Below are 18,017 nucleotides of genomic sequence, written 5' to 3'. Positions count from 1 at the left end.
AGCCGGTCTTAGCGAGGTCAGTGCGGCGTCAGTTGCGCTTCCAGCCTGTCGACATCCTCGGGGAGCACGCCGTAGAGCAGCACCGGGCCGAACATGCGTTCGCCGGTTTCTATCGTCACGCCCTCAGGGGACGGCCGGCGCCAGAGCGGGCGGCCGAGCCGCCGCGCCGCGACCTTGGCGCCGTGGCGCTTGAGCAAGGCGATGCTGTCGGTGCCGAGCACCAAGGCTGCCGCGCCGTTGGTGCCGACGAGCGCGGCCCGCGCGACGAAGCCGCTCAGCGATTCCTCGGCCATCCGCCGCGCGGTCTCGCCATCGGCGATGCGGCTCTCGCCAAGCTTGAGCAGCCATGAGATCAGCACGAGGATCAGGACCGCGGCGGCCGATCCGCCGAGCTGGACCCAGTTCATGCGCGTCCGGCGAGCGCGTCGAGCAGCGGGCGGATCCCCGAAATGTCGTAGCCCGCGCCCGCGGCTTTGCCGGTCAGCGCGGCGGGATCGCCGCCGCGGCTCGCCTCGGCCAGCGCCCACAAATTGCACGAGCGCGTTCCCGAGCGGCAATAGGCCAGCACCGGTCCGCCGGCGCCCTCGATCGCCCTGGCCATCGCCTCGACCTGCTTCGCCGAGAAGCCGGCATGCGTCACCGGGATCTCGGCATAGGCCAGGCCGGCAGCTTCGGCGGCGGCGCGCACCGCCTCGCCGGACGGCTGGCCGAGCTCCTCGCCCTCGGGCCGGTTGTTGACGATCGCCTTGAACCCGGCGGCGGCAATGTCCGCAACTTCCTCAGGGAGGATCTGTGGGGCGACCGAGATGTTGTCGTCGATCCGGCGCAGGTTCATGAACGTCCCTCTCTGTCGTCGAACGCGAATTGCCTCATGCTGCCTCGCGGATCACTTGCAGGAAAGCATCACCATAAGCTTCGAGCTTGCGCGCGCCAACGCCCGAGATCGCGCCCATGCGCGAGAGTGTGTCGGGGCGGGCCAGCGCCATGTCGCGCAGCACCGAATCGTGGAAGATGACATAGGGTGGCAGGCCCGCTTCCATCGCGATCTCGCGGCGCTTGGCGCGCAGTGCCTCGAACAGCGGATTGCCGACCGGATTGACGCCGCCGTCGCTCGTCCGCCCGCGCTTGGCGCGCCGCTCGCGCTTGGGCGGCAGGACGAGCTTGAGCTCGGCGCCGCCCTTGAGGATCGGCTTGGCGCCGGGGCCGAATTCGAGCCCGCCATGCGCATTGGTCCGGAGCGCGTCGCGCAGCAAAAGCGCGCGCGCCACCGGCTTGAGCAGCGCCGCTTCATCGCCATCGACGATCCCGAACACCGAGAGCTGCTCGTGCCCGTTCATCAGGCTGCGCTCGCTCGATACCCCAAGCAGCACGCTCTCGATATAGCCGACCCCGAACATCATGCCGGTGCGGAACACCGCCGAGAGGAATTTCTGCGCGGTGACGGTGGCGTCGATCGCGGCGGGCGGGTTCAGGCAATTGTCGCAATTGCCACAGGTCTCGGGTGCGTCGGTCTCGCCGAAATGCTTGAGCAGGATGCGGCGGCGGCACCCAGCGGTCTCGACCAGCGCGCCGAGCGCGGTGAGGCGGACGCGCTCGCCGGGCTGGCGCCCGGGTTCGACTTCGCCGATCCGCTGGCGAGCCTTGGCGAAATCCTCGGCGCCCCAGAAGAGATGCGCGACCGCGGGGTCGCCGTCGCGGCCGGCGCGGCCGGTTTCCTGGTAATAGGCCTCGATCGACTTGGGCAGCCCGGCATGCGCGACGAAGCGGACGTCGGGCTTGTCGATCCCCATGCCGAACGCGACGGTGGCGACGACGACCATGTCCTCGGAGGCGACGAACGCCGCCTGGTTGCGGCGGCGGACGGCGGGGTCGAGCCCGGCATGATAGGGCAGCACGCTGCGCCCGCTCTCAGCGAGCTTGGCGGCCAGCTTCTCGACGCCGGCGCGGGTCTGGGCATAGACGATGCCGGGGCCGGGCTGCTCGGCGATCAGGTCAACGATCTGGCGTGTCGTGTTCTCGCGCGGCTGAATCGTGTAGCGGATGTTGGGCCGGTCGAACCCGGCGACGATCATGCCGTCGAGCGGGATGCCGAGCTGCTCGCAGATGTCGGCGCGGGTATGCGCGTCGGCGGTGGCGGTGAGCGCGAGCCGCGGCACCTGGCCGAAGCGGTCGAGCAGCGGGCGGAGCAGGCGGTAATCCGGGCGGAAGTCGTGCCCCCATTCGGAGACGCAATGCGCCTCGTCGATCGCGAAGAGGCTGAGCCGCGCTTGGCTCAGCAGATTGCGGAAGCTCTCGTTCGAAGCGCGCTCCGGCGCAACGTAGAGCAGGTCGAGCTCGCCGGCGCGGAAGCGCGCAATCGTCTCCTCGCGATTCTCGTCGACGCTGGTGAGGGTGGCGGCGCGGATGCCGACGGCTTCGGCGGCGCGGAGCTGGTCGTGCATCAAGGCGATCAGCGGCGAGACGACGACGCAGGTGCCGTCGAGCGCGAGGCTCGGTACCTGGTAGCAGAGCGACTTGCCCGCGCCGGTCGGCATCACCGCTAGGGTATTCTGCCCCGCCAGCACGCGATCGACCACCTGACGCTGGACCCCGCGGAAGTCCGCGAAGCCGAAAGTGGTGCGCAGGATGTCGAGGGGATCGGTCACGACAGCGAGTTAGGAGCCGGGAGGGGGCGGTGTCGAGACCTTGCGTCGCGCCGGACGACTCCGGGTCGACGGGCCGCCTTGCACAAGCTGTGGACAACCGATCGTTACGCCTGTTCCCCGGCGTGCCAATCCGGCAAAGCGGATGCGAATGACGGTTCGCGTGGAAATGGGGAAAGACACAAGCGGGGCGCCTGTGTCGATGGATCTCGAGGAGCTCCTCGCCACGCGTCTGCTCGTCCAGGGCAATTCGGGGTCGGGAAAGTCGCATCTGCTGCGCCGGCTGCTCGAGCAATGCGCCGGGCAGGTCCAGCAGGTGGTGATCGATCCCGAGGGCGATTTCGTCACTTTGGGCGATCGTTACGGCCATATCGCGATCGAGGCCTCGGAGCATAGCGAGCGCGACGTCGCGCGCTTCGCGGCGCGGATCCGCGAGCATCGCGCCTCGGTGGTGCTCAGCCTCGAGGGACTCGAGGCCGAGGGGCAGATGAAATGCGCCGCCGCCTTCCTCAACGGCATGTTCGATGCGCCGCGTGACCATTGGTATCCGGCTTTGGTGGTGGTCGACGAGGCGCAGCTTTTCGCGCCGGCGGGCGGCGGCGAGGTGGCAGAGGAAGTGCGCCGCGCGTCGCTCTCGGCGATGACCAATTTGATGTGCCGCGGGCGCAAGCGCGGCCTTGCCGGAGTGATCGCCACCCAGCGGCTCGCCAAGCTCGCCAAGAACGTCGCCGCCGAGGCGTCGAACTTCCTGATGGGGCGCACCTTTCTCGACATCGACATGGCGCGCGCCGCCGACCTCTTGGGCATGGAGCGCCGCCAGGCGGAGGCGATCCGCGACTTGCAGCGTGGGCATTTCCTCGCGCTTGGCCCGGCGGTGGCGCGGCGCCCGGTGGCGATCCAGATCGGCGCGGTCGAGACCAGCGCGCGCAGTTCGAGCCCCAAGCTGACTCCGCTGCCCCAGGCGCCCGCGGAGGACATGAAGGACCTGCTGCTCGCGCCGGTCGAGCCCGAATGGACCCCGCCTGCACCCGCGCCGATGCCCACGCAGATGCCGTCGGAGCGGCTGATCGAGGCGCTCGCGCGCTCGACTCCCGCGTCGGTCGAGGAAGCGGCGGTCGATCCCGAAGAGGCGGCAGAGCGCATCGCCGAGGTACTGCGCGACATCGTCGAGGATCCCGAATCGACCTATCGCTCGCCCGCGGTGCTCTACCAGGACTTCCTCGTGCGCTGCCGGATGGTCGGGCTTGCCCGGCCGCCACTCGATCTCTCCGGCTTCGTCCGCCGGCTGTCGGCCGCGCGCGCGGGAATCCATGGCGACCCCGATAGCGATTGGGCGCAGGCGCTCGACGCGGCGCGCGCGCTGCCCGACGACATGCTCGGGCCGTTCCTGCTCGTCGCCCGCGCCGCGCGCGAGGGGCTGCCCTGTCCAAGCGATACCGAGCTCGCCGCGACCTACGGTACCAGCTCGCTCGGGCGGGTGCGGCGGCTGCTTACCTATATCGAGAGCAAGGAGCTGTTCGTCACCCGCGTCGATCTTGCCGGTAAACGCTCGATCACGATCCCGCAGCTCGGCTGGACGACGCAACCCGCCGAAGTGGGGTGATCGCCGCTTCAACAATAGCGCGATGTCATGTTAGGCTCGATCGCCAACAGGGGGGATCGGCCATGAACAACGAGCTGGACGACTCGAATCAATCGCGCGGCTTCATCTTGGGTCGTAGTTCGCTGGCTGTGGCCGGAATAGGCTTGATCTACGGCGCCGTGGCGCTGTTCGGCTTCGTTTGTTACATGCTGGTGCAGGACGACACCAAGGCCAGCGAGCGCGCGACGACGCTCGCCGACTTCACTCCCGAACTGATCCTCAGCTCCATCGGTATCGTCGGTGCAGTGCTGGGCATCCAGCTGCTGCGCTCGGTCGGCATTTCGCGCGGCCAGCAGCCGGGGCGCGTGATCAACAGCGAGGAATGGGCGGCGATCTGCGACCAGGTCAAAGGAGGGCAGGAAGACGCCGTCACGCAATATATTCGCCTGACCAGCCTGAGCGGGTTTACCGGCACTTTCACCAAGCTGGGGCTGACCGGCCTGCCGCTTGCGACGATCGGGCTTACGCTGTTCTTCTCGCTGCTCGCGATCCGCTTTCCCGCGTTCATGGACCTGGCTAAGCTTACGCTCGGTGCATTCATCGGATCGTTCGTCCAGAAGCAGGCGGGCGCCGTCGGCGGATCGGTCAAGCTGCCCGGCGGGCAGACGGTATCGGTCAGCGCGCCACCGGTTGCGTGAGCCCGGACAGGACGCGGCGCAGCCATGCCTCGGTCTCGGCCGGGCGCGTGACCAGCAGCATATGGCCGCCATCGACCAGCTCGATCGTCGCGCCGGGGATTTCGGCGGCAGTCTTCGCGCCGTGAAGCTGCGGGTCGAGCACTGCATCCTCGCGGCCGTACAGGATCGCCACGGGCACGCCGATCGCGCCATAGCGTGCAACCAGACGCGCCACTTCGGCGGGTGCGGCGCGGACCTCGAACGACCCGGCCATATAGCTCTTCGGCCGTAGCGCGAGCGCGCCGCCGCCGGCGAGCGCGAAATCCTCGGGCACCGGATCGGGAGCGAAGATCGCCGCGGCGGTCGCGGGGCCGCTGCGCACGCCCACCGGCACCGCGACGGTCCAGGCGAGCAACGGGCGCAGCGCAGGCGGCGCGAGCAGGCCCTTGAAGGGGGCGGGAACGGTATCGATCACCTGCGTCAGCGGTGCGATCAAGGCGAGCCCGCGGACCAGCTCGGGCCGGTCGAGCGCCAGCGCGAGGCTGACCGCGCCGCCCAGCGAATGGCCGACGAGCACCGGCCGGTCGAGGCCGAGCTGCTCGATCAGCGCGGCGATCATCCCGGCCTGCGCGGCGATCCCGGGGCGCGGCCCGGTGAGCTGCGAGTGGCCCCAGCCGGGGCGGTCGACCAGGATCACGCGGTGGTCGGCGGCAAGCGCGCCGGCGAGCGAATGCGAGAAGTTGCGCAATTGCCCCATCAGACCGTGGACCATCACGATCGCGGGCCCCTCGGCGTCAGGATTGAGCTCGACATAATGGAGATGCGCGCCGGGCACTTCGGCGAACTTGCCCTCGACCGGAACCATTTCCTCGGCCCTGCGCCCGAGATAGGCCGACCAGCCCGCGAGCCCGAGCCCAAACACGCCTGCCACGCCCAACGGTATCAGCATCGCTTCCCTCCCTTGCCGTCCGCGGCTAAAGCCTAGGCATGTCCGATGTGCACAACAATCAGGAACGCAGCCGGTTCGAGCTGGTCGAGCAGGGGCACCTAGCCTTCGCCGAATATACGCTCGAAGGCGATGTCATCACCTTCACCCACACGGTGGTGCCTTCGGCGCTGCAGGGAATGGGGGTGGGCAGCCGGCTGATCCACGGCGCGCTGACCGACGTGCGCGCCCGTGGACTCAAGGTGCGCGCGACCTGCACCTTCGTCGCAGCCTATCTCGCCAAGCATCCCGAATGGCAGGATTTGCGGGCTTAGAGTTCGCTAAACGGGATCACTTCTTCCCGTTCGTGCCGAGCTTGTCGAAGCACCGTGTTTTTCTGCCGTAGAGCTTAGAGGAACGGCCCTTCGACAGGCTCAGGGCGAACGGAGGTATGTGCCGATCCTCCTGCTTAAGGCGCTGGCCTATTCCGCCGCGAGTTCCTCGCCGTCCTCGCGCTCCTGCGCCTGGCGCGCCCACATCTCGGCATAGATCCCGCCCCGGCGGAGCAGTTCGGCATGCGTGCCCTGCTCGGCGACGCGGCCGGCCTCGAGCACGATGATGCGGTCGGCATGGACCACCGTCGACAGCCGGTGCGCGATGACGATCGTGGTGCGGCCGCGCTCGATCGCCTCCAAGGTCGCCTGAATGTCGGCTTCGGTGCGGCTGTCGAGCGCGCTGGTCGCCTCGTCGAGGATCAGGATCGGCGGATTCTTGACCAAAGTTCGCGCGATCGCGACGCGCTGCTTCTCGCCGCCCGACAGCTTGAGCCCGCGCTCGCCGACGCGCGTGTCGAAACCCTCGGGGAGCGCCTGGATGAATCCGGCGATTGCCGCACCGCGCGCCGCCGCGGCGACTTCGTCGGGGCGCGCGCCTTCGCGGCCGTAGGCGATGTTGTAGCCGATCGTGTCGTTGAACAGCACGGTGTCCTGCGGCACGATGCCGATCGCGCCGCGCAGCGAGCTTTGCGTCACGTCGCGAATATCCTGGCCGTCGATCGTGATCCGCCCGCCGGTGACGTCGTAGAAGCGGTAGATCAGCCGCGCGAGCGTCGATTTGCCAGCACCCGACGGGCCAACCACCGCGACGGTCGCGCCCGCCGGGATGTCGAGGTCGATGCCCTTGAGGATCTGACGATCGGGATCGTAGCCGAATTCGACATTCTCGAAGCGGACATGGCCCTGGCCGATCGCCAGCGCCGGCGCGCCGGGCGCATCGACGATCTCGGCATGGGTGTCGATCAGGTCGAACATGCTGCCCATGTCGATCACGCCCTGGCGGATCGTGCGATAGACCCAGCCGAGCATGTCGAGCGGGCGGAACAGCTGGCTGAGCAGCGTCGAGACCAGAACGACATCCCCCGCGGTGAAGCGGCCGGAACTCCACCCGAACACGACGAGCGCCATCCCCGCGCCGAGCATCAGGTTGGTGATCACCGCCTGGCCGATATTGAGCCAGGCAAGCGAGTTCTCGCTGGTCACCGCCGCGTTCATGTACGAGGTCATCGCCTTGTCGTAGCGGGCGCTCTCGCGGGCCTCGGCGTTGAAATATTTGACCGTTTCGAAGTTGAGCAGCGAATCGACCGCGTGCGCCACCGCGCCGGTGTCGAGATCGTTCATCTGCTCGCGCAGCTTCGAGCGCCAGTCGGTCACCCAGCGGGTAAAGGCGATATAGACCACCACCATCACCACGGTGCCCGCCACCAGCCAGATCCCGAAGCGCGTCCAGAAGATGCCAATCACCAAGGCGAGCTCGAGGATCGTCGGGGCGATGTTGAACAGCAGGAAATAGAGCATCGTGTCGATGCTCTTGGTGCCGCGCTCGACGACCTTGGTGATCGCGCCGGTGCGGCGTTCCAAATGGAAGCGCAGCGACAGGCCGTGGAGGTGGCGGAAGACGTCGGAGGCGAGACGCCGGGTGGCATCCTGTCCGACCCGCTCGAACACGGCGTTGCGCAGATTGTCGAACAGCACGGTGCCGAGGCGCGCCGCGGCATAGCCGACGACCAGCGCGGTCACGAGCCAGACGCCGTCGCGCGATCCGCTCGCCATCCCGTCGATCGCGCCCTGCAGCGCGAACGGCGCGCCATAGACCTGGACCAGCTTCGAGAACAGTACGAGTACTAGCGCGATGACGATGCGCGCGCGCAGCCCTGGCGCGTCCTTCGGCCAGAGATAGGGCAGGAAGCGCTGCATCGTCGCGAGTAGGGGGCGCTCGGGCGCGGATTCAGAATTTTGCGGAGGCATCAAGTCTCGATTTGGGGCGCCGGGCGCACGCTTGCAACCGTTGGGCGGGAACGGCGGCCGCCGCGCTTCGTTTTGAAGGGCGGAAGGAAGAGCGATGGACCAGGTGCTTTACGTGCTGGCGATCATGGGGTGCGGCGACGATTCCGCGACGTGCCAGCAGGCGCGCGTCGAGCCCGCGCACTATACGTCGATCCAGGCCTGCCAAGAGGCGATGCCCGCCGCGCTCCAGCGCAACACCGATATCGACTTCCCGGTGATCAGCGCCGCCTGCCAGCGCCAGAGCGGCCAGGTCGCCGATGCGCGGCCGGTGAGGACCCAGCGCCGCGGGAGCTGAGGCCGGCTTTGCGTATTGAATCGTATGTTCCCCGGCGAAGGCCGGGGCCCAGTTGCGACGGATTGGAGAGGTCGGTCTGCACGCGCCGACTTCGCGGAAGCTGGGCCCCGGCCTTCGCCGGGGAACACTATCAGTCGCGCTCTCTTACCCAAACATGCGTCGCGATATCTACGCCGGCATAGCGGCGCTTCCGGCCGAACGCCTGCGACGCGGCTCGGACGATCCAGCTGAGCTTTTGGCCTCCTGAGACCGTGACCCGAGAGTCCCAAGCCGCCGGGCCCCGCTGCGCCACCTTGCGCGCGATATCCCCATAGATTCCGGCCGCCGCCAGCACCGCCCAGGCCGAGCGGAACGAGAGCGCCGGCGTGCCGCCCCGCGCCTGCGCCTCATATTCGGCGGCCCGATCGGTCAGCCGGCGTGCGAGTGTCGCCAGCTTGTCGCGGTCCTCCATCACCCGATCGGCGGCGATCCCGGCTTTGGCGAGCCAGTCCTGCGGGATATAACAGCGCCCGGCGGCGGCATCCTCGCCCAGGTCGCGGGCGATGTTGGCGAGCTGGAAGGCGAGGCCGAGATCACAGGCGCGGTCGAGCACGTCTTCGTCGCCAGGCGACACGCCCATCACCACCGCCATCATGCACCCGACCGCGCCGGCGACATGGTAGCAATATTGCAGCAGATCCGCCTCGCTGCGCGGGCGCCAGCCGGCGGCGTCGAGCGCGAAGCCCTCGACCACGTCCCAGACGAAGCGGTGCGGCATCGCGGTCTCAGCCACGACGATTCGCAGCGCATCGAAGGCAGGGTCGCCCACCCATTGGCCGGCTAGCGCCGCGGCGGTGCGCTCGCGGATCGCGTCGAGCCGCGCCGCCGGATCGGCGACCGCCATTATGCCATGGCCATGGTCCTGCCCGTCGGCCAGGTCGTCGCAGGCGCGGCACCAGGCATAGAGCAGCCAGGCGCGCTCGCGCGTCGCTCGGTCGAACAACCGGCTCGCCGCGGCGAAGCTCTTCGAGCCGCGGCCGATCGATTCGCCCGCGGTCGCGACGATGGCGTCGCGGCTCGGTTTCACAATTCGTCGCGGGTCATGCGGATGATCGGCACGGTCGGCTCGAAGCGCCGCATCCGGTCGAGCAGCCGGGCCAGATCGTCGTCGCTGAGCAGGATGTTCTGGTGCTGCGGGCGCAGGAAGCCCACCTCGCTCATCTTGCCGACGAATTCGAGCAGACCGTCATAGAAGCCCGCGACGTTGAGCAGCCCGACCGGCTTGGCATGATAGCCGAGCTGCGCCCAGCTCATCGCCTCCCAAAGCTCGTCCATCGTGCCGGTGCCGCCGGGGATGGTGAGGAATCCGTCCGACAGCTCGGTGAAGCGCGCCTTGCGCTCGTGCATCGTCTCGACGACGTGGAGTTCGCTGAGCCCGCGATGCGCGACCTCGGCATTGACCAAGGCCTGGGGGATCACGCCGATCACTTCGCCGCCGGCTTCGAGCGCCGAATCGGCGATCGCGCCCATCAGCCCCAATTTACCGCCGCCATAGACCACGCCGATGCCTTGCTCGGCGAGGCTGCGCCCGATCGCGCGGGCGCTGTCGATATAGACCGGATCGGCCGGCGTCGCCGACCCGCAATAGACTGCGACGCGCTTCACTTGGAATCTCCCAGCATCAGCGCCGCGGTCGCCTTGGCGCTCCCGACCACGCCGGGGATGCCGGCGCCCGGATGCGTGCCCGCGCCGACGAAATAGAGATTCGAGATGTCGGCGTCGCGATTGTGGACGCGGAAATAGGCGCTCTGGGTGAGGATCGGCTCGAGGCTGAAGGCCGAACCGAGATGCGCGCGCAGATCGGTGGCGAAATCGGGCGGCGCGTAGGAGAATTTGGTCACGATACGGTCCTTGAGGTCGGGGATCAGCCGGCGGGCGACTTCGGCAATGATGCGCTCTTCGAGCACCGGGCCGATCTCGCTCCAGTCGGCGGGGAATTTGCCGAGATGCGGCACCGGGGCAAGCGCGTAGAAGGTCGAGCATCCCTCCGGCGCCATGGCGGGATCGGTCGCGGTCGGGTGGTGGAGATAGAGCGAGAAATCCTCGCTCACCACGCCGTGATCGTAGATGTCGGCGAGCAGCCCCTGGTAGCGCGGGCCGAACAGGATCGAATGGTGCGGGATCTCGGGAAAGGTGCCGCGCACGCCGAAATGAACGAGGAACAGCGAGGGCGAGAAGCGCTTCTGCTCGAGCTTCTCGGCCGAGCGCTGGGCGCTGCGCGAATCCTCGAGCAGCGCGCGGTAGCTGTGGACGATGTCGGCGTTGCTGGCGATCGCGTCGACCTGAAGCGCGAACCCGCTTGCGGTGCGCACCCCCGTGGCGCGGTCGCCGAGCGTCTCGATCCCCGCGACCGCGTCGCCGAGCCTGACCACGCCGCCGAGCCGCTCGAAATGGCGGACCATCCCGGCGACGAGCTTGTTGGTGCCGCCGCGCGCGAACCAGACGCCGCCGTCGCGCTCGAGCTTGTGGATCAGCGCGTAGATCGCGCTCGTCGTGGTCGGATTGCCGCCGACCAGAAGCGTGTGGAAGCTCAAAGCCTGGCGCAGTTTCTCGTTCTTCACGAAATGCGACACCATCGAATAGACCGAGCGCCACGCCTGGTATTTCATCAGCGCCGGCGCGGCGCGGACCATCGACCCGAAATCGAGGAACGCGACATGGCCGAGCTTGAGATACCCCTCGCGATAGACGCCCTCGGAATATTTGAGGAAGCGGCGGTAGCCGGCGACGTCCTCGGGATTGAGCCGGGCGATCTCGGCGCGGAGCTGGGCGTCGTCATTGCCGTAATCGAAAACGGTGCCGTCGGGCCAGGACAGCCGGTAGAAGGGCGAGACGGGAACGAGATCGACGTCTTCGGAAATGTCGTGGCCCGACAGCCGCCACAGTTCCTGCAGGGCTTCGGGCGCGGTGATCACGGTGGGGCCGGCGTCGAAGACGAAGCCGTCGCGCTCCCAGAAATAGGCGCGCCCGCCGGGCTTGTCGCGCGCTTCGAGAATGGTGGTGTCCACCCCCGCCGATTGCAGCCGGATCGCGAGCGCGAGCCCGCCAATCCCTGCACCGATCACTGCCGCTTTCTTCATTCGACCCCCATTATCGCGCGCACCGCCCGCCCGATCGGCACCGGCGGCTTGCCCGTCATCACCCGGATCTTGTCGCCCAGGTTCGAATTGGCCGCATAGAAGCGGCGGATCAGTCCCTCGTCCAGCCGATAGAAGCGCGCGAGGATGCGATAGCGTTCCTCGGGCTCGGCGGCCTTGAACAGCATCGCCGCGAGCAGCCGGTAGAAGCGCCGGCTGCGCCAGGTCCGCGCGGCGTGTGCGTGGAGCAGGTCGTGGAGCGCGGCGCCGTCGAAATTGCCGGCCTGGGCGATAAGCGCGGCGGTGCGCACCGCGTCGGGAAGCGAATAGCTGGTGAGCGGATGGAACAGCCCGGCGCGCATTCCGGCCTTGGCGATCCCGGCGCCGCCCGAGCGCCAATAGCCTTCGAAGTCGCCGCCGATCGCGACGGGCAGCACGCCGCTTTCCTCGCGCGCGGCTTCCACGACTTGCCAGCCGCGCGCTGCGGCATAGGCGTCGAGCCTACCGCCGAGCGTGTCCGCGTCGATCGCGGGCTCGTCGCTGTAATAAGTGTCCTCGACGAAAATCCGGTCGGGGGCGAAGGGCAGCGTATAGACGAAGCGATAGCCGTCGTGCTGGTCGACGGTGGCGTCCATCACCACCGGGCGTTCGAGAGCGTGCGGGCGGGCCAGGACGAGCTCGCGGCCGAGGAATTTCTGCCAGCCGAGTTCGAGCGTCGCGAGGTCGCCGGTGCCGCGGCAGTCGATCACGCCCTTGGCCTCGATCCGGTCGCCATCGGCGAGCAGCACGCCGGAGGCGGTTACTTCGCTTGCCGCGCGGTCGCGCAGCACCGCCCGCTCGGGCAAAGCCGCCAGCGTCTCGCGTTCGAATTGGTGCGATTCGATCGAGTGATAGGGCGATTCGAGTGTGCGGGCGTGGCCCGGAAAGGCGACGTCGTAGCGCGGCCATTGATGGCTGATCAGCGGCGCGACCAGCCAGCGATCGGCGGGCACCACGTCGCTGGCGAAGAACGACCAGAGATGGTTGCCGCCGAGATGCGGCCCCGCCTCGATCAGGCGAATCTCGGCCCCGGGATGCCGCCGGTGGACGGCGCGCGCGATCAATCCCCCGGCAAGACCGCCGCCGACGATGGCTAGGTCGCAGCTGATCGTGGCCGACATCGGCCCGGCCTAGCCGAGTGGAACAGGCGTTCCAACAAAAACCCTCCCCGGCGCAGGGCCAGGGAGGGCAGGGGTGGCGGGAGCGGAGCGATGCGGCTCGCCCCCGAGAGTTCAGGCGGCCTTGAGCAGCGGCCACTCCTCGGCCATCGCCTTTGCCACCGACGGGCGGGCGCGAAGTTTCGTGCGATAGGCGAGCAGCACCGGCCAGTCGGCGATCGCCACGCCGGCATGCTCGCACCAGTTGAGCACGGACAGCAGATAGGCGTCGGCGACAGTGAAGCGCTCCTCGAGGAATTCGCGGCCGTCGAGGTGGCGCGCCAGCACGTCGAACGGCTTGACGACGCGGGCCAGCGCCGCGGCGCGCTCCTCGGGGCCCGCCGCCTTGCCGAGCAGGATCAGGAACACCGCCTTGTGCAGCTCGGTGCTGGTGAAGTTGAGCCAGGCGAGCATACGGTAATGCGCGTCGGAAAAGCCGGTGAAGCTCAGCGACCCCTCGGGCGCGAGCTCGGCGATATAGGTCAGCACCGCCGGGCCTTCGGTGAGCACGAAACCGCCACGCGTCTCGATCGCAGGCACGGTGCCCATCGGGCTGACCTGGCTGAAATGACGGCCATCGGGCAGCCGACTGTCCGGCGGCACTGCGACAAACTCGGCGTCGAGCTCGGCTTCCTCGAGCGCGATCCGCGCGGCTAGCGAACAGGCGAAGGGACGAAAATAGAGCTTCATGACCGGCCTCCCTTGATTTCTTTACGATCTCGCATAGAAATGACGGGGTCAAGAGATTATTTGCGGGTTCGCATAAAATGTCGACCAAGGCCCGGGGACGCCCGCGCAGTTTCGATCCCGACGCGGCGCTAGTGCGGGCTACCGAGCGGTTTCGCACGCACGGCTTCGCGGGCACCTCGCTTGACGAATTGTCCGAAGCGACCGGGCTCAAGCGGCCGAGCCTCGCCGCGGCGTTCGGCGACAAGCGCGCTTTGTACATAGCCGCGATCGACCGGCTGACCGCGCGGATCGAGCGCCAGCTGATCCGCCTCGGCGAGGCGAAGCTCCCCTTGCGCGAACTGGTCGAGCGCATCTTGTTCGGCGGGATCGGGCTGTATCTGACCGGCACCGAGGGACCCGAGGGCTGCCTGGTGATCAACACCGCGGCGACCCAGGCGGCATCGGACCCCGCGGTGCGCGACAAGCTCACTGCGTTTCTTGCGATGGAGGACGCGCGTATCGCCGAACTGCTCGCCGCGGCGGGGAGCCCGGCGCCCGAGGCGCACGGGCGGCTGGTCGCCTCGGTGCTCCATTCGCTCAGCGTTCGCGCACGCGGCGGTGCGCCGCGCGAAGAGCTCGAGCAAGTCGCGCGCGACTGCGTCGCGCTGATCGCGGGAGGCGGCAACTGACCGCGCTGCGCGTGCCGCGCAAGGCGGCGATCGCGGCGCTGCTGCTCGGCCTCGCGGTCGGCGGCATCCTGCTCGCAATGGCGCGCCCGCCGATCTGTCCGTGCGGGACGATCAAGCTGTGGCACGGCGTGGTCCATTCGAGCGAGAACAGCCAGCATCTCGCCGATTGGTACAGCTTCAGCCACGTCATCCACGGCTTCCTGTTCTATGCCGCGGCGCACTTCGCTTTGCGCGGGAGGGTGCGCGATTGGGCGCTCCCGATCGCCGTCATCGTCGAAGGGTGCTGGGAGCTGCTCGAAAATTCGCCGATCATCATCAACCGCTATCGCGAGGCGACGATCGCGCTCGGCTATTCGGGCGACAGCATCGTCAATTCGCTCGCCGATATCGGCTGGATGGCGTTCGGCTTCTGGGTCGCATCGAAGCTGCCGGCCTGGGCGACGGTCGCGCTGGCGATCGGCTTCGAGCTGATGACGCTCGCGTTGATCCGCGACAATCTGACGCTCAACGTGCTGATGCTGGTCTGGCCGATCGACGCGATCAAGGCCTGGCAAGGCGGGTGACGCGCGCAGGCGGCGGGTGTAGGCGGGGGCATGGCCCTCGCCATCCTCCTCTCCGCGATCGCGATGACCGTGATCGTCGGACTGCGCTATCTCGCCGCTTCTGGCGGGTTCGCGCTGGCGACGCGGCTGCGCCATCCCGGGCTGTATGCCGGGCTCGATAGGCAGATGCGGCGTGAAGTGGGCTGGAGCCTCGCCTCGGCGGCGATCTATGGCGTGCCCGCGGGCGTGGTCGCCTGGGGCTGGCAGAATCGCGGCTGGACGCGGATCTACACCGATCTGGATGCATGGCCGCTCTGGTATTTGCCCGTCTCGATACTGCTCTATTTGCTCGCGCACGACGCCTGGTTCTACTGGACGCACCGCTGGATGCACCGCCCGCGCTGGTTCCGCATCGCCCATGCCGTGCACCACGCCAGCCGCCCGCCGACCGCCTGGGCGGCGATGAGCTTCCACCCTGTGGAGGCCCTGACTGGCGCGATCGTCATCCCTTTGCTCGTCTTCGTGATCCCCATCCATGTCGGCGCGCTCGCTCTGGTGCTGACGATCATGACCGTGATGGGGGTGACCAACCACATGGGCTGGGAGATTTTCCCGCGGTTCATGCATAGCGGGCCATTGGGGGCCTGGCTGATCACGGCGAGCCATCACCAGCGCCACCACCAACTCTATGGATGCAATTATGGTCTCTATTTTCGCTTCTGGGACCGGCTGTGCGGCACCGACAAGGGGCTCGGCGATTTCGCGCATCCTGGGCGCGGGGCTGTGCCTCGCGCTGCTTCCCGGGGCGATGCCACTCGCCAGCCTTGAGATCGACATCGTCGGACTGCGCTCCGCCAAAGGCGTGATCCAGCTCTGCCTGACCGCCGATGCCGGCGCCTTTCCCGACTGCAAGCCCGGCGGCCACGGCATCAAGCGCACGCTTCCCGCCGCCGCGCCGCGCATCCGCTTCGAAGGGCTGGCGCCGGGCGACTATGCCGTGGCGGTGATCCACGACGCCAATGGCAATGCGAAGCTCGACACCATGCTCGGCATCCCGCGCGAAGGCTTCGGTTTCTCGCGCGATCCGGCGATCCGCTTCGGGCCGCCGCGCTTCGACGCAGCGCGCTTCGCCGTCACCGCAGGCGGGAGCGCGAGCCAGCAGGTGCGGATGCGCTATCTGCTCTGACCGGTGCGTCAACTGAGGCGATAATCGCACGGGTCGAGCACCCCGCCTTCGGCAATCCTTAACCGCCGCTGGATTATTCATCGTGCCCGCAACGAAGGGGGCGGCGACATGCTTAGGGGGATCGCGTGGCGACTGGGGTTCATCTTCTGCCTGGCAGTGACGGTGCGAGTCGTCGCGGGTCTGTTCGCCCCTGATCACCCACCGGCGCCGCGTTTCATCGAGGAGCCCACTGCCGTTCTTCCCGGCGATTTGCCGCCGACCAGCCCCGAGATGCGCCGCGCGATCGCCGAGGTGCAGGCGCGTGGGGCCGGCCGCGGCGGGGCAAAGCTGACCTATGGCCATGGCGCGGACAGCGTGACCGTCACGCCGGACGAGCTTACCGCGGCGCGCGCGATCGTCCGCCGCGAGCGCGAGCTGGAAGACAGCCAGATCGAAGCCGAGGAAGCGGCCGAGCGCGAGCCGGTCTATACCAAGCCGGGCGAGCCGCAGCTCGATCCCAATCCCGACGCGCACTGATAGGCGACCGCCGGCCAGCGACATTGTCAAAATTGTCCGTCCGGCGCCGTGAAGTGGCAAATGCGCCTGCGAAGCGCCGGGTTGGCGCCGGGATTGCGCCCATGCCGCGCCGCTGGGGCGACACCTGCGCGCCACCAACGCGACAGCTGCGCCACCGCCGCGCGCCACCGAAGCCACGCCAGCGCGACGGCGACGCGCCGCCGACGCGACACCCAGGCGACGGCCGTGCGCCACCGGTGCGCCTGCGAGGCGACCGCCCCGCGTCACCGCGGCAACGGCGGCGCAACCCGCGCGGCATCGGGCGCGAACGGATCGGTCATGCGCTCTGCGTGGAGCGCGAGAAGCTGGGTCCAGTGCCGGTCGAAGGGGGTTCCGGCGAGACGCCGACGCAGGCGGTGCGCGCTCGACCGCGACATGCCCGCGGCCCGCGCCGCGCGCGCGACGCTGCCGGTCTCGAGCAAGGCGGCGAGAAAGATCCGCTGCTTGGCCGGCGTCCATTGCGCGCGGGGCGGCGGCTCGATCGGCGGTTTGTTGCGGGGAGCGGCCGGCACGGCAGTGCGGGCGGGCGGCGGGTTGCGGTGCTGCTGCTGTTCCATCGAACAGGATGGAGCAGATCAAATCCTACATTGAAAGCCTGGTCATGCGACGGCGCTATCCAGCGCGCGATCGGCGTGGAGCAGCCAGCCGAGTACCGCCGCCATGACCAGCAGCGCGGCGACATCGCCGGGGAGGTGCGCCCTGTGCATCGGCTCGGCGAACGCCTGCACCGCCATGATTACGGCGTGCACCAGGCTCGACCAGATCGCGAACAGGATCAACGAGCGATGCGCGCGCGGATCGGCGGCGGCACGGATCAGGAAGATGCCGAGCGTGACGTAGAGCCCGACGATCATCAGGAAATAGTTGGACGCGGCGGGCGGGCCGTCATGCCACGCCCAGCCCGACGGCCAGAGAATCGCGAGCGGATAGAGCAGGCAGCAAGTCACGCCGAACAGGAGCAGCGCGGCTTGCAGCAGCTTGTGCGTGGTCATGGCGAATTCCCCCGATACGCGGACGCGGCAACTATAGCTCATCGATCGTGCAGGTAAATCGGGGGTGCTGCGCGGCTCACGCCCGCGCGAAATTCATCGTCCAGTTGGTCTCCCATGTCGCGCCGCCGTCGGCGGACAGCGCCTGTTCCCAGTGGGGCGTATCCGTGTCGGTGCGCAGCCAGAGGAAGCGCATGCGGACGGTGCGGCCGTCCTGGACTTCGTCGGCGTAGAAGGTGCCGACGCCGTCTTCGAAGCTGCCGATCACCGGCGTGTCGAGGCTGTGCGGCGCGCGATTGTCGAGCCACCAGATCGCCCAGCGCGCCGTCGCCGGGTCCCAGGAGCGCAGCGCGATCGCGCGATAGGCGCCGGCGGGGAAATGGAGAAGATGCTCCTCGACATTGCCGTTGCCCGCGAGGATCGGGCGCTGCTCGCAGGCGCCGTCGAATTCTTCCCAGTCGTGGCAGCCGGCGAGGCGGGCCTCGAGACGGCGGTGCCGCACCTGCCAGCGGCCCTGCTGGAAATCGAAATCGGGACAATGGGGTGCGTCGGGCATGCCTGGTCTCCTGCGAAAAGCGGCAGGGCATAACAGGGATAGGGTGCGCGGAACAG

22 protein-coding genes are annotated in these 18,017 nt (G+C 68.4%); 9 read left to right on the top strand and 13 right to left on the bottom strand.

What is annotated here, in order from left to right; genetic code table 11:
• Nucleotides 1-17: 17 nt before the first annotated feature.
• Genes AC3WJI_RS10620 through recQ form a run of 3 tightly spaced genes read right to left on the bottom strand, consistent with a single transcriptional unit; the run spans nt 18 to nt 2,645 of the window.
• A complete protein-coding gene (locus AC3WJI_RS10620; RefSeq protein WP_492757234.1) occupies nt 18-407 on the bottom strand; it encodes a hypothetical protein in 390 nt (129 codons plus the stop codon).
• Entirely contained in the window at nt 404-835 is a 432-nt protein-coding gene (locus AC3WJI_RS10615; RefSeq protein ID WP_492757233.1) for a protein tyrosine phosphatase family protein, read from the bottom strand. Before AC3WJI_RS10615 ends, AC3WJI_RS10620 begins: the two co-directional genes overlap by 4 nt.
• Before the next feature lie 34 nt (nt 836-869).
• Nucleotides 870-2,645 (bottom strand): DNA helicase RecQ, encoded by a 1,776-nt coding sequence (gene recQ, locus AC3WJI_RS10610; RefSeq protein ID WP_492757232.1) that lies wholly within the window; start codon nt 2,643-2,645, stop codon nt 870-872.
• Nucleotides 2,646-2,793: 148 nt separating this feature from the next.
• On the opposite strand from recQ, the gene AC3WJI_RS10605 reads away from it, so the two are divergent.
• The gene (locus AC3WJI_RS10605) at nt 2,794-4,245 is read left to right on the top strand and encodes an ATP-binding protein (protein ID WP_492757231.1); all 1,452 of its coding nucleotides are present in this window, start codon (nt 2,794-2,796) and stop codon (nt 4,243-4,245) included.
• Between the two features lie 62 nt (nt 4,246-4,307).
• Nucleotides 4,308-4,922 (top strand): hypothetical protein, encoded by a 615-nt coding sequence (locus tag AC3WJI_RS10600; RefSeq protein ID WP_492757230.1) that lies wholly within the window; start codon nt 4,308-4,310, stop codon nt 4,920-4,922.
• Here the strand turns inward: AC3WJI_RS10600 and AC3WJI_RS10595 are convergent.
• Nucleotides 4,900-5,850, bottom strand: coding sequence for an alpha/beta fold hydrolase (locus tag AC3WJI_RS10595; protein WP_492757229.1), 951 nt, complete (start codon nt 5,848-5,850; stop codon nt 4,900-4,902). The two genes, AC3WJI_RS10600 and AC3WJI_RS10595, sit on opposite strands and share 23 nt — an antisense overlap.
• A 38-nt stretch (nt 5,851-5,888) precedes the next feature.
• Between AC3WJI_RS10595 and AC3WJI_RS10590 the strand changes: the two genes are divergently transcribed.
• Nucleotides 5,889-6,161, top strand: coding sequence for a GNAT family N-acetyltransferase (locus tag AC3WJI_RS10590; RefSeq protein WP_492757228.1), 273 nt, complete (start codon nt 5,889-5,891; stop codon nt 6,159-6,161).
• A gap of 147 nt (nt 6,162-6,308) precedes the next feature.
• On the opposite strand, the gene AC3WJI_RS10585 is transcribed toward AC3WJI_RS10590, so the two are convergent.
• Nucleotides 6,309-8,129, bottom strand: coding sequence for an ABCB family ABC transporter ATP-binding protein/permease (locus AC3WJI_RS10585; protein WP_492757227.1), 1,821 nt, complete (start codon nt 8,127-8,129; stop codon nt 6,309-6,311).
• Between the two features lie 94 nt (nt 8,130-8,223).
• Here AC3WJI_RS10585 and AC3WJI_RS10580 point away from each other — a divergent pair, with 94 nt between their 5' ends.
• Nucleotides 8,224-8,463 (top strand): hypothetical protein, encoded by a 240-nt coding sequence (locus AC3WJI_RS10580; RefSeq protein ID WP_492757226.1) that lies wholly within the window; start codon nt 8,224-8,226, stop codon nt 8,461-8,463.
• A gap of 130 nt (nt 8,464-8,593) precedes the next feature.
• Here the strand turns inward: AC3WJI_RS10580 and AC3WJI_RS10575 are convergent, their stop codons facing one another.
• From AC3WJI_RS10575 to AC3WJI_RS10555, 5 genes are all read right to left on the bottom strand, one after another.
• Nucleotides 8,594-9,529 (bottom strand): phytoene/squalene synthase family protein, encoded by a 936-nt coding sequence (locus AC3WJI_RS10575; protein ID WP_492757225.1) that lies wholly within the window; start codon nt 9,527-9,529, stop codon nt 8,594-8,596.
• Nucleotides 9,526-10,107: an LOG family protein gene (locus AC3WJI_RS10570; protein WP_492757224.1), complete on the bottom strand. Its 582-nt coding sequence runs from the start codon at nt 10,105-10,107 to the stop codon at nt 9,526-9,528. The genes AC3WJI_RS10575 and AC3WJI_RS10570 overlap by 4 nt, the downstream gene beginning before the upstream one ends.
• A complete protein-coding gene (locus AC3WJI_RS10565; protein ID WP_492757223.1) occupies nt 10,104-11,582 on the bottom strand; it encodes a phytoene desaturase in 1,479 nt (492 codons plus the stop codon). The genes AC3WJI_RS10570 and AC3WJI_RS10565 overlap by 4 nt, the downstream gene beginning before the upstream one ends.
• Nucleotides 11,579-12,739, bottom strand: a complete 1,161-nt coding sequence (gene crtY, locus AC3WJI_RS10560) for a lycopene beta-cyclase CrtY (protein WP_492757222.1) — start codon at nt 12,737-12,739, stop codon at nt 11,579-11,581. Before crtY ends, AC3WJI_RS10565 begins: the two co-directional genes overlap by 4 nt.
• 111 nt (nt 12,740-12,850) lie before the next feature.
• Nucleotides 12,851-13,465 carry a glutathione S-transferase family protein gene (locus tag AC3WJI_RS10555; protein ID WP_492757221.1) on the bottom strand — a complete coding sequence of 205 codons (615 nt, stop codon included), beginning with the start codon at nt 13,463-13,465 and terminating at the stop codon, nt 12,851-12,853.
• A gap of 77 nt (nt 13,466-13,542) precedes the next feature.
• Between AC3WJI_RS10555 and AC3WJI_RS10550 the strand changes: the two genes are divergently transcribed.
• The 5 genes from AC3WJI_RS10550 to AC3WJI_RS10530 all read left to right on the top strand — a co-directional run bounded on the left by AC3WJI_RS10550 (nt 13,543) and on the right by AC3WJI_RS10530 (nt 16,377).
• Nucleotides 13,543-14,133 carry a TetR/AcrR family transcriptional regulator gene (locus AC3WJI_RS10550; RefSeq protein ID WP_492757220.1) on the top strand — a complete coding sequence of 197 codons (591 nt, stop codon included), beginning with the start codon at nt 13,543-13,545 and terminating at the stop codon, nt 14,131-14,133.
• A gap of 11 nt (nt 14,134-14,144) precedes the next feature.
• Nucleotides 14,145-14,696, top strand: coding sequence for a DUF2585 domain-containing protein (locus tag AC3WJI_RS10545; RefSeq protein ID WP_492757219.1), 552 nt, complete (start codon nt 14,145-14,147; stop codon nt 14,694-14,696).
• Nucleotides 14,697-14,726: 30 nt separating this feature from the next.
• Nucleotides 14,727-15,503, top strand: coding sequence for a sterol desaturase family protein (locus AC3WJI_RS10540; RefSeq protein WP_492757218.1), 777 nt, complete (start codon nt 14,727-14,729; stop codon nt 15,501-15,503).
• Nucleotides 15,484-15,861, top strand: a complete 378-nt coding sequence (locus AC3WJI_RS10535) for a DUF2141 domain-containing protein (protein ID WP_492757217.1) — start codon at nt 15,484-15,486, stop codon at nt 15,859-15,861. The genes AC3WJI_RS10540 and AC3WJI_RS10535 overlap by 20 nt, the downstream gene beginning before the upstream one ends.
• A gap of 108 nt (nt 15,862-15,969) precedes the next feature.
• Nucleotides 15,970-16,377 carry a hypothetical protein gene (locus AC3WJI_RS10530; RefSeq protein ID WP_492757216.1) on the top strand — a complete coding sequence of 136 codons (408 nt, stop codon included), beginning with the start codon at nt 15,970-15,972 and terminating at the stop codon, nt 16,375-16,377.
• A 263-nt stretch (nt 16,378-16,640) separates the two neighbouring features.
• Here AC3WJI_RS10530 and AC3WJI_RS10525 read toward each other — a convergent pair whose 3' ends face one another.
• The 3 genes from AC3WJI_RS10525 to AC3WJI_RS10515 form a co-directional block, all read right to left on the bottom strand.
• A complete protein-coding gene (locus AC3WJI_RS10525; RefSeq protein WP_492757215.1) occupies nt 16,641-16,973 on the bottom strand; it encodes a LysR family transcriptional regulator in 333 nt (110 codons plus the stop codon).
• A gap of 42 nt (nt 16,974-17,015) precedes the next feature.
• Nucleotides 17,016-17,408 carry a DUF6632 domain-containing protein gene (locus tag AC3WJI_RS10520; RefSeq protein ID WP_492757214.1) on the bottom strand — a complete coding sequence of 131 codons (393 nt, stop codon included), beginning with the start codon at nt 17,406-17,408 and terminating at the stop codon, nt 17,016-17,018.
• 76 nt (nt 17,409-17,484) lie between these two features.
• Nucleotides 17,485-17,961: a DUF1579 domain-containing protein gene (locus AC3WJI_RS10515; RefSeq protein WP_492757213.1), complete on the bottom strand. Its 477-nt coding sequence runs from the start codon at nt 17,959-17,961 to the stop codon at nt 17,485-17,487.
• Nucleotides 17,962-18,017 lie beyond the last annotated feature (56 nt).

It is taken from the genome of Sphingomonas sp. FW306-1B-B10E, assembly GCF_058782005.1.
The sequence above is the reverse complement of the archived record's forward strand: the minus strand, read 5'-3'. Positions and strand labels throughout refer to the sequence as shown.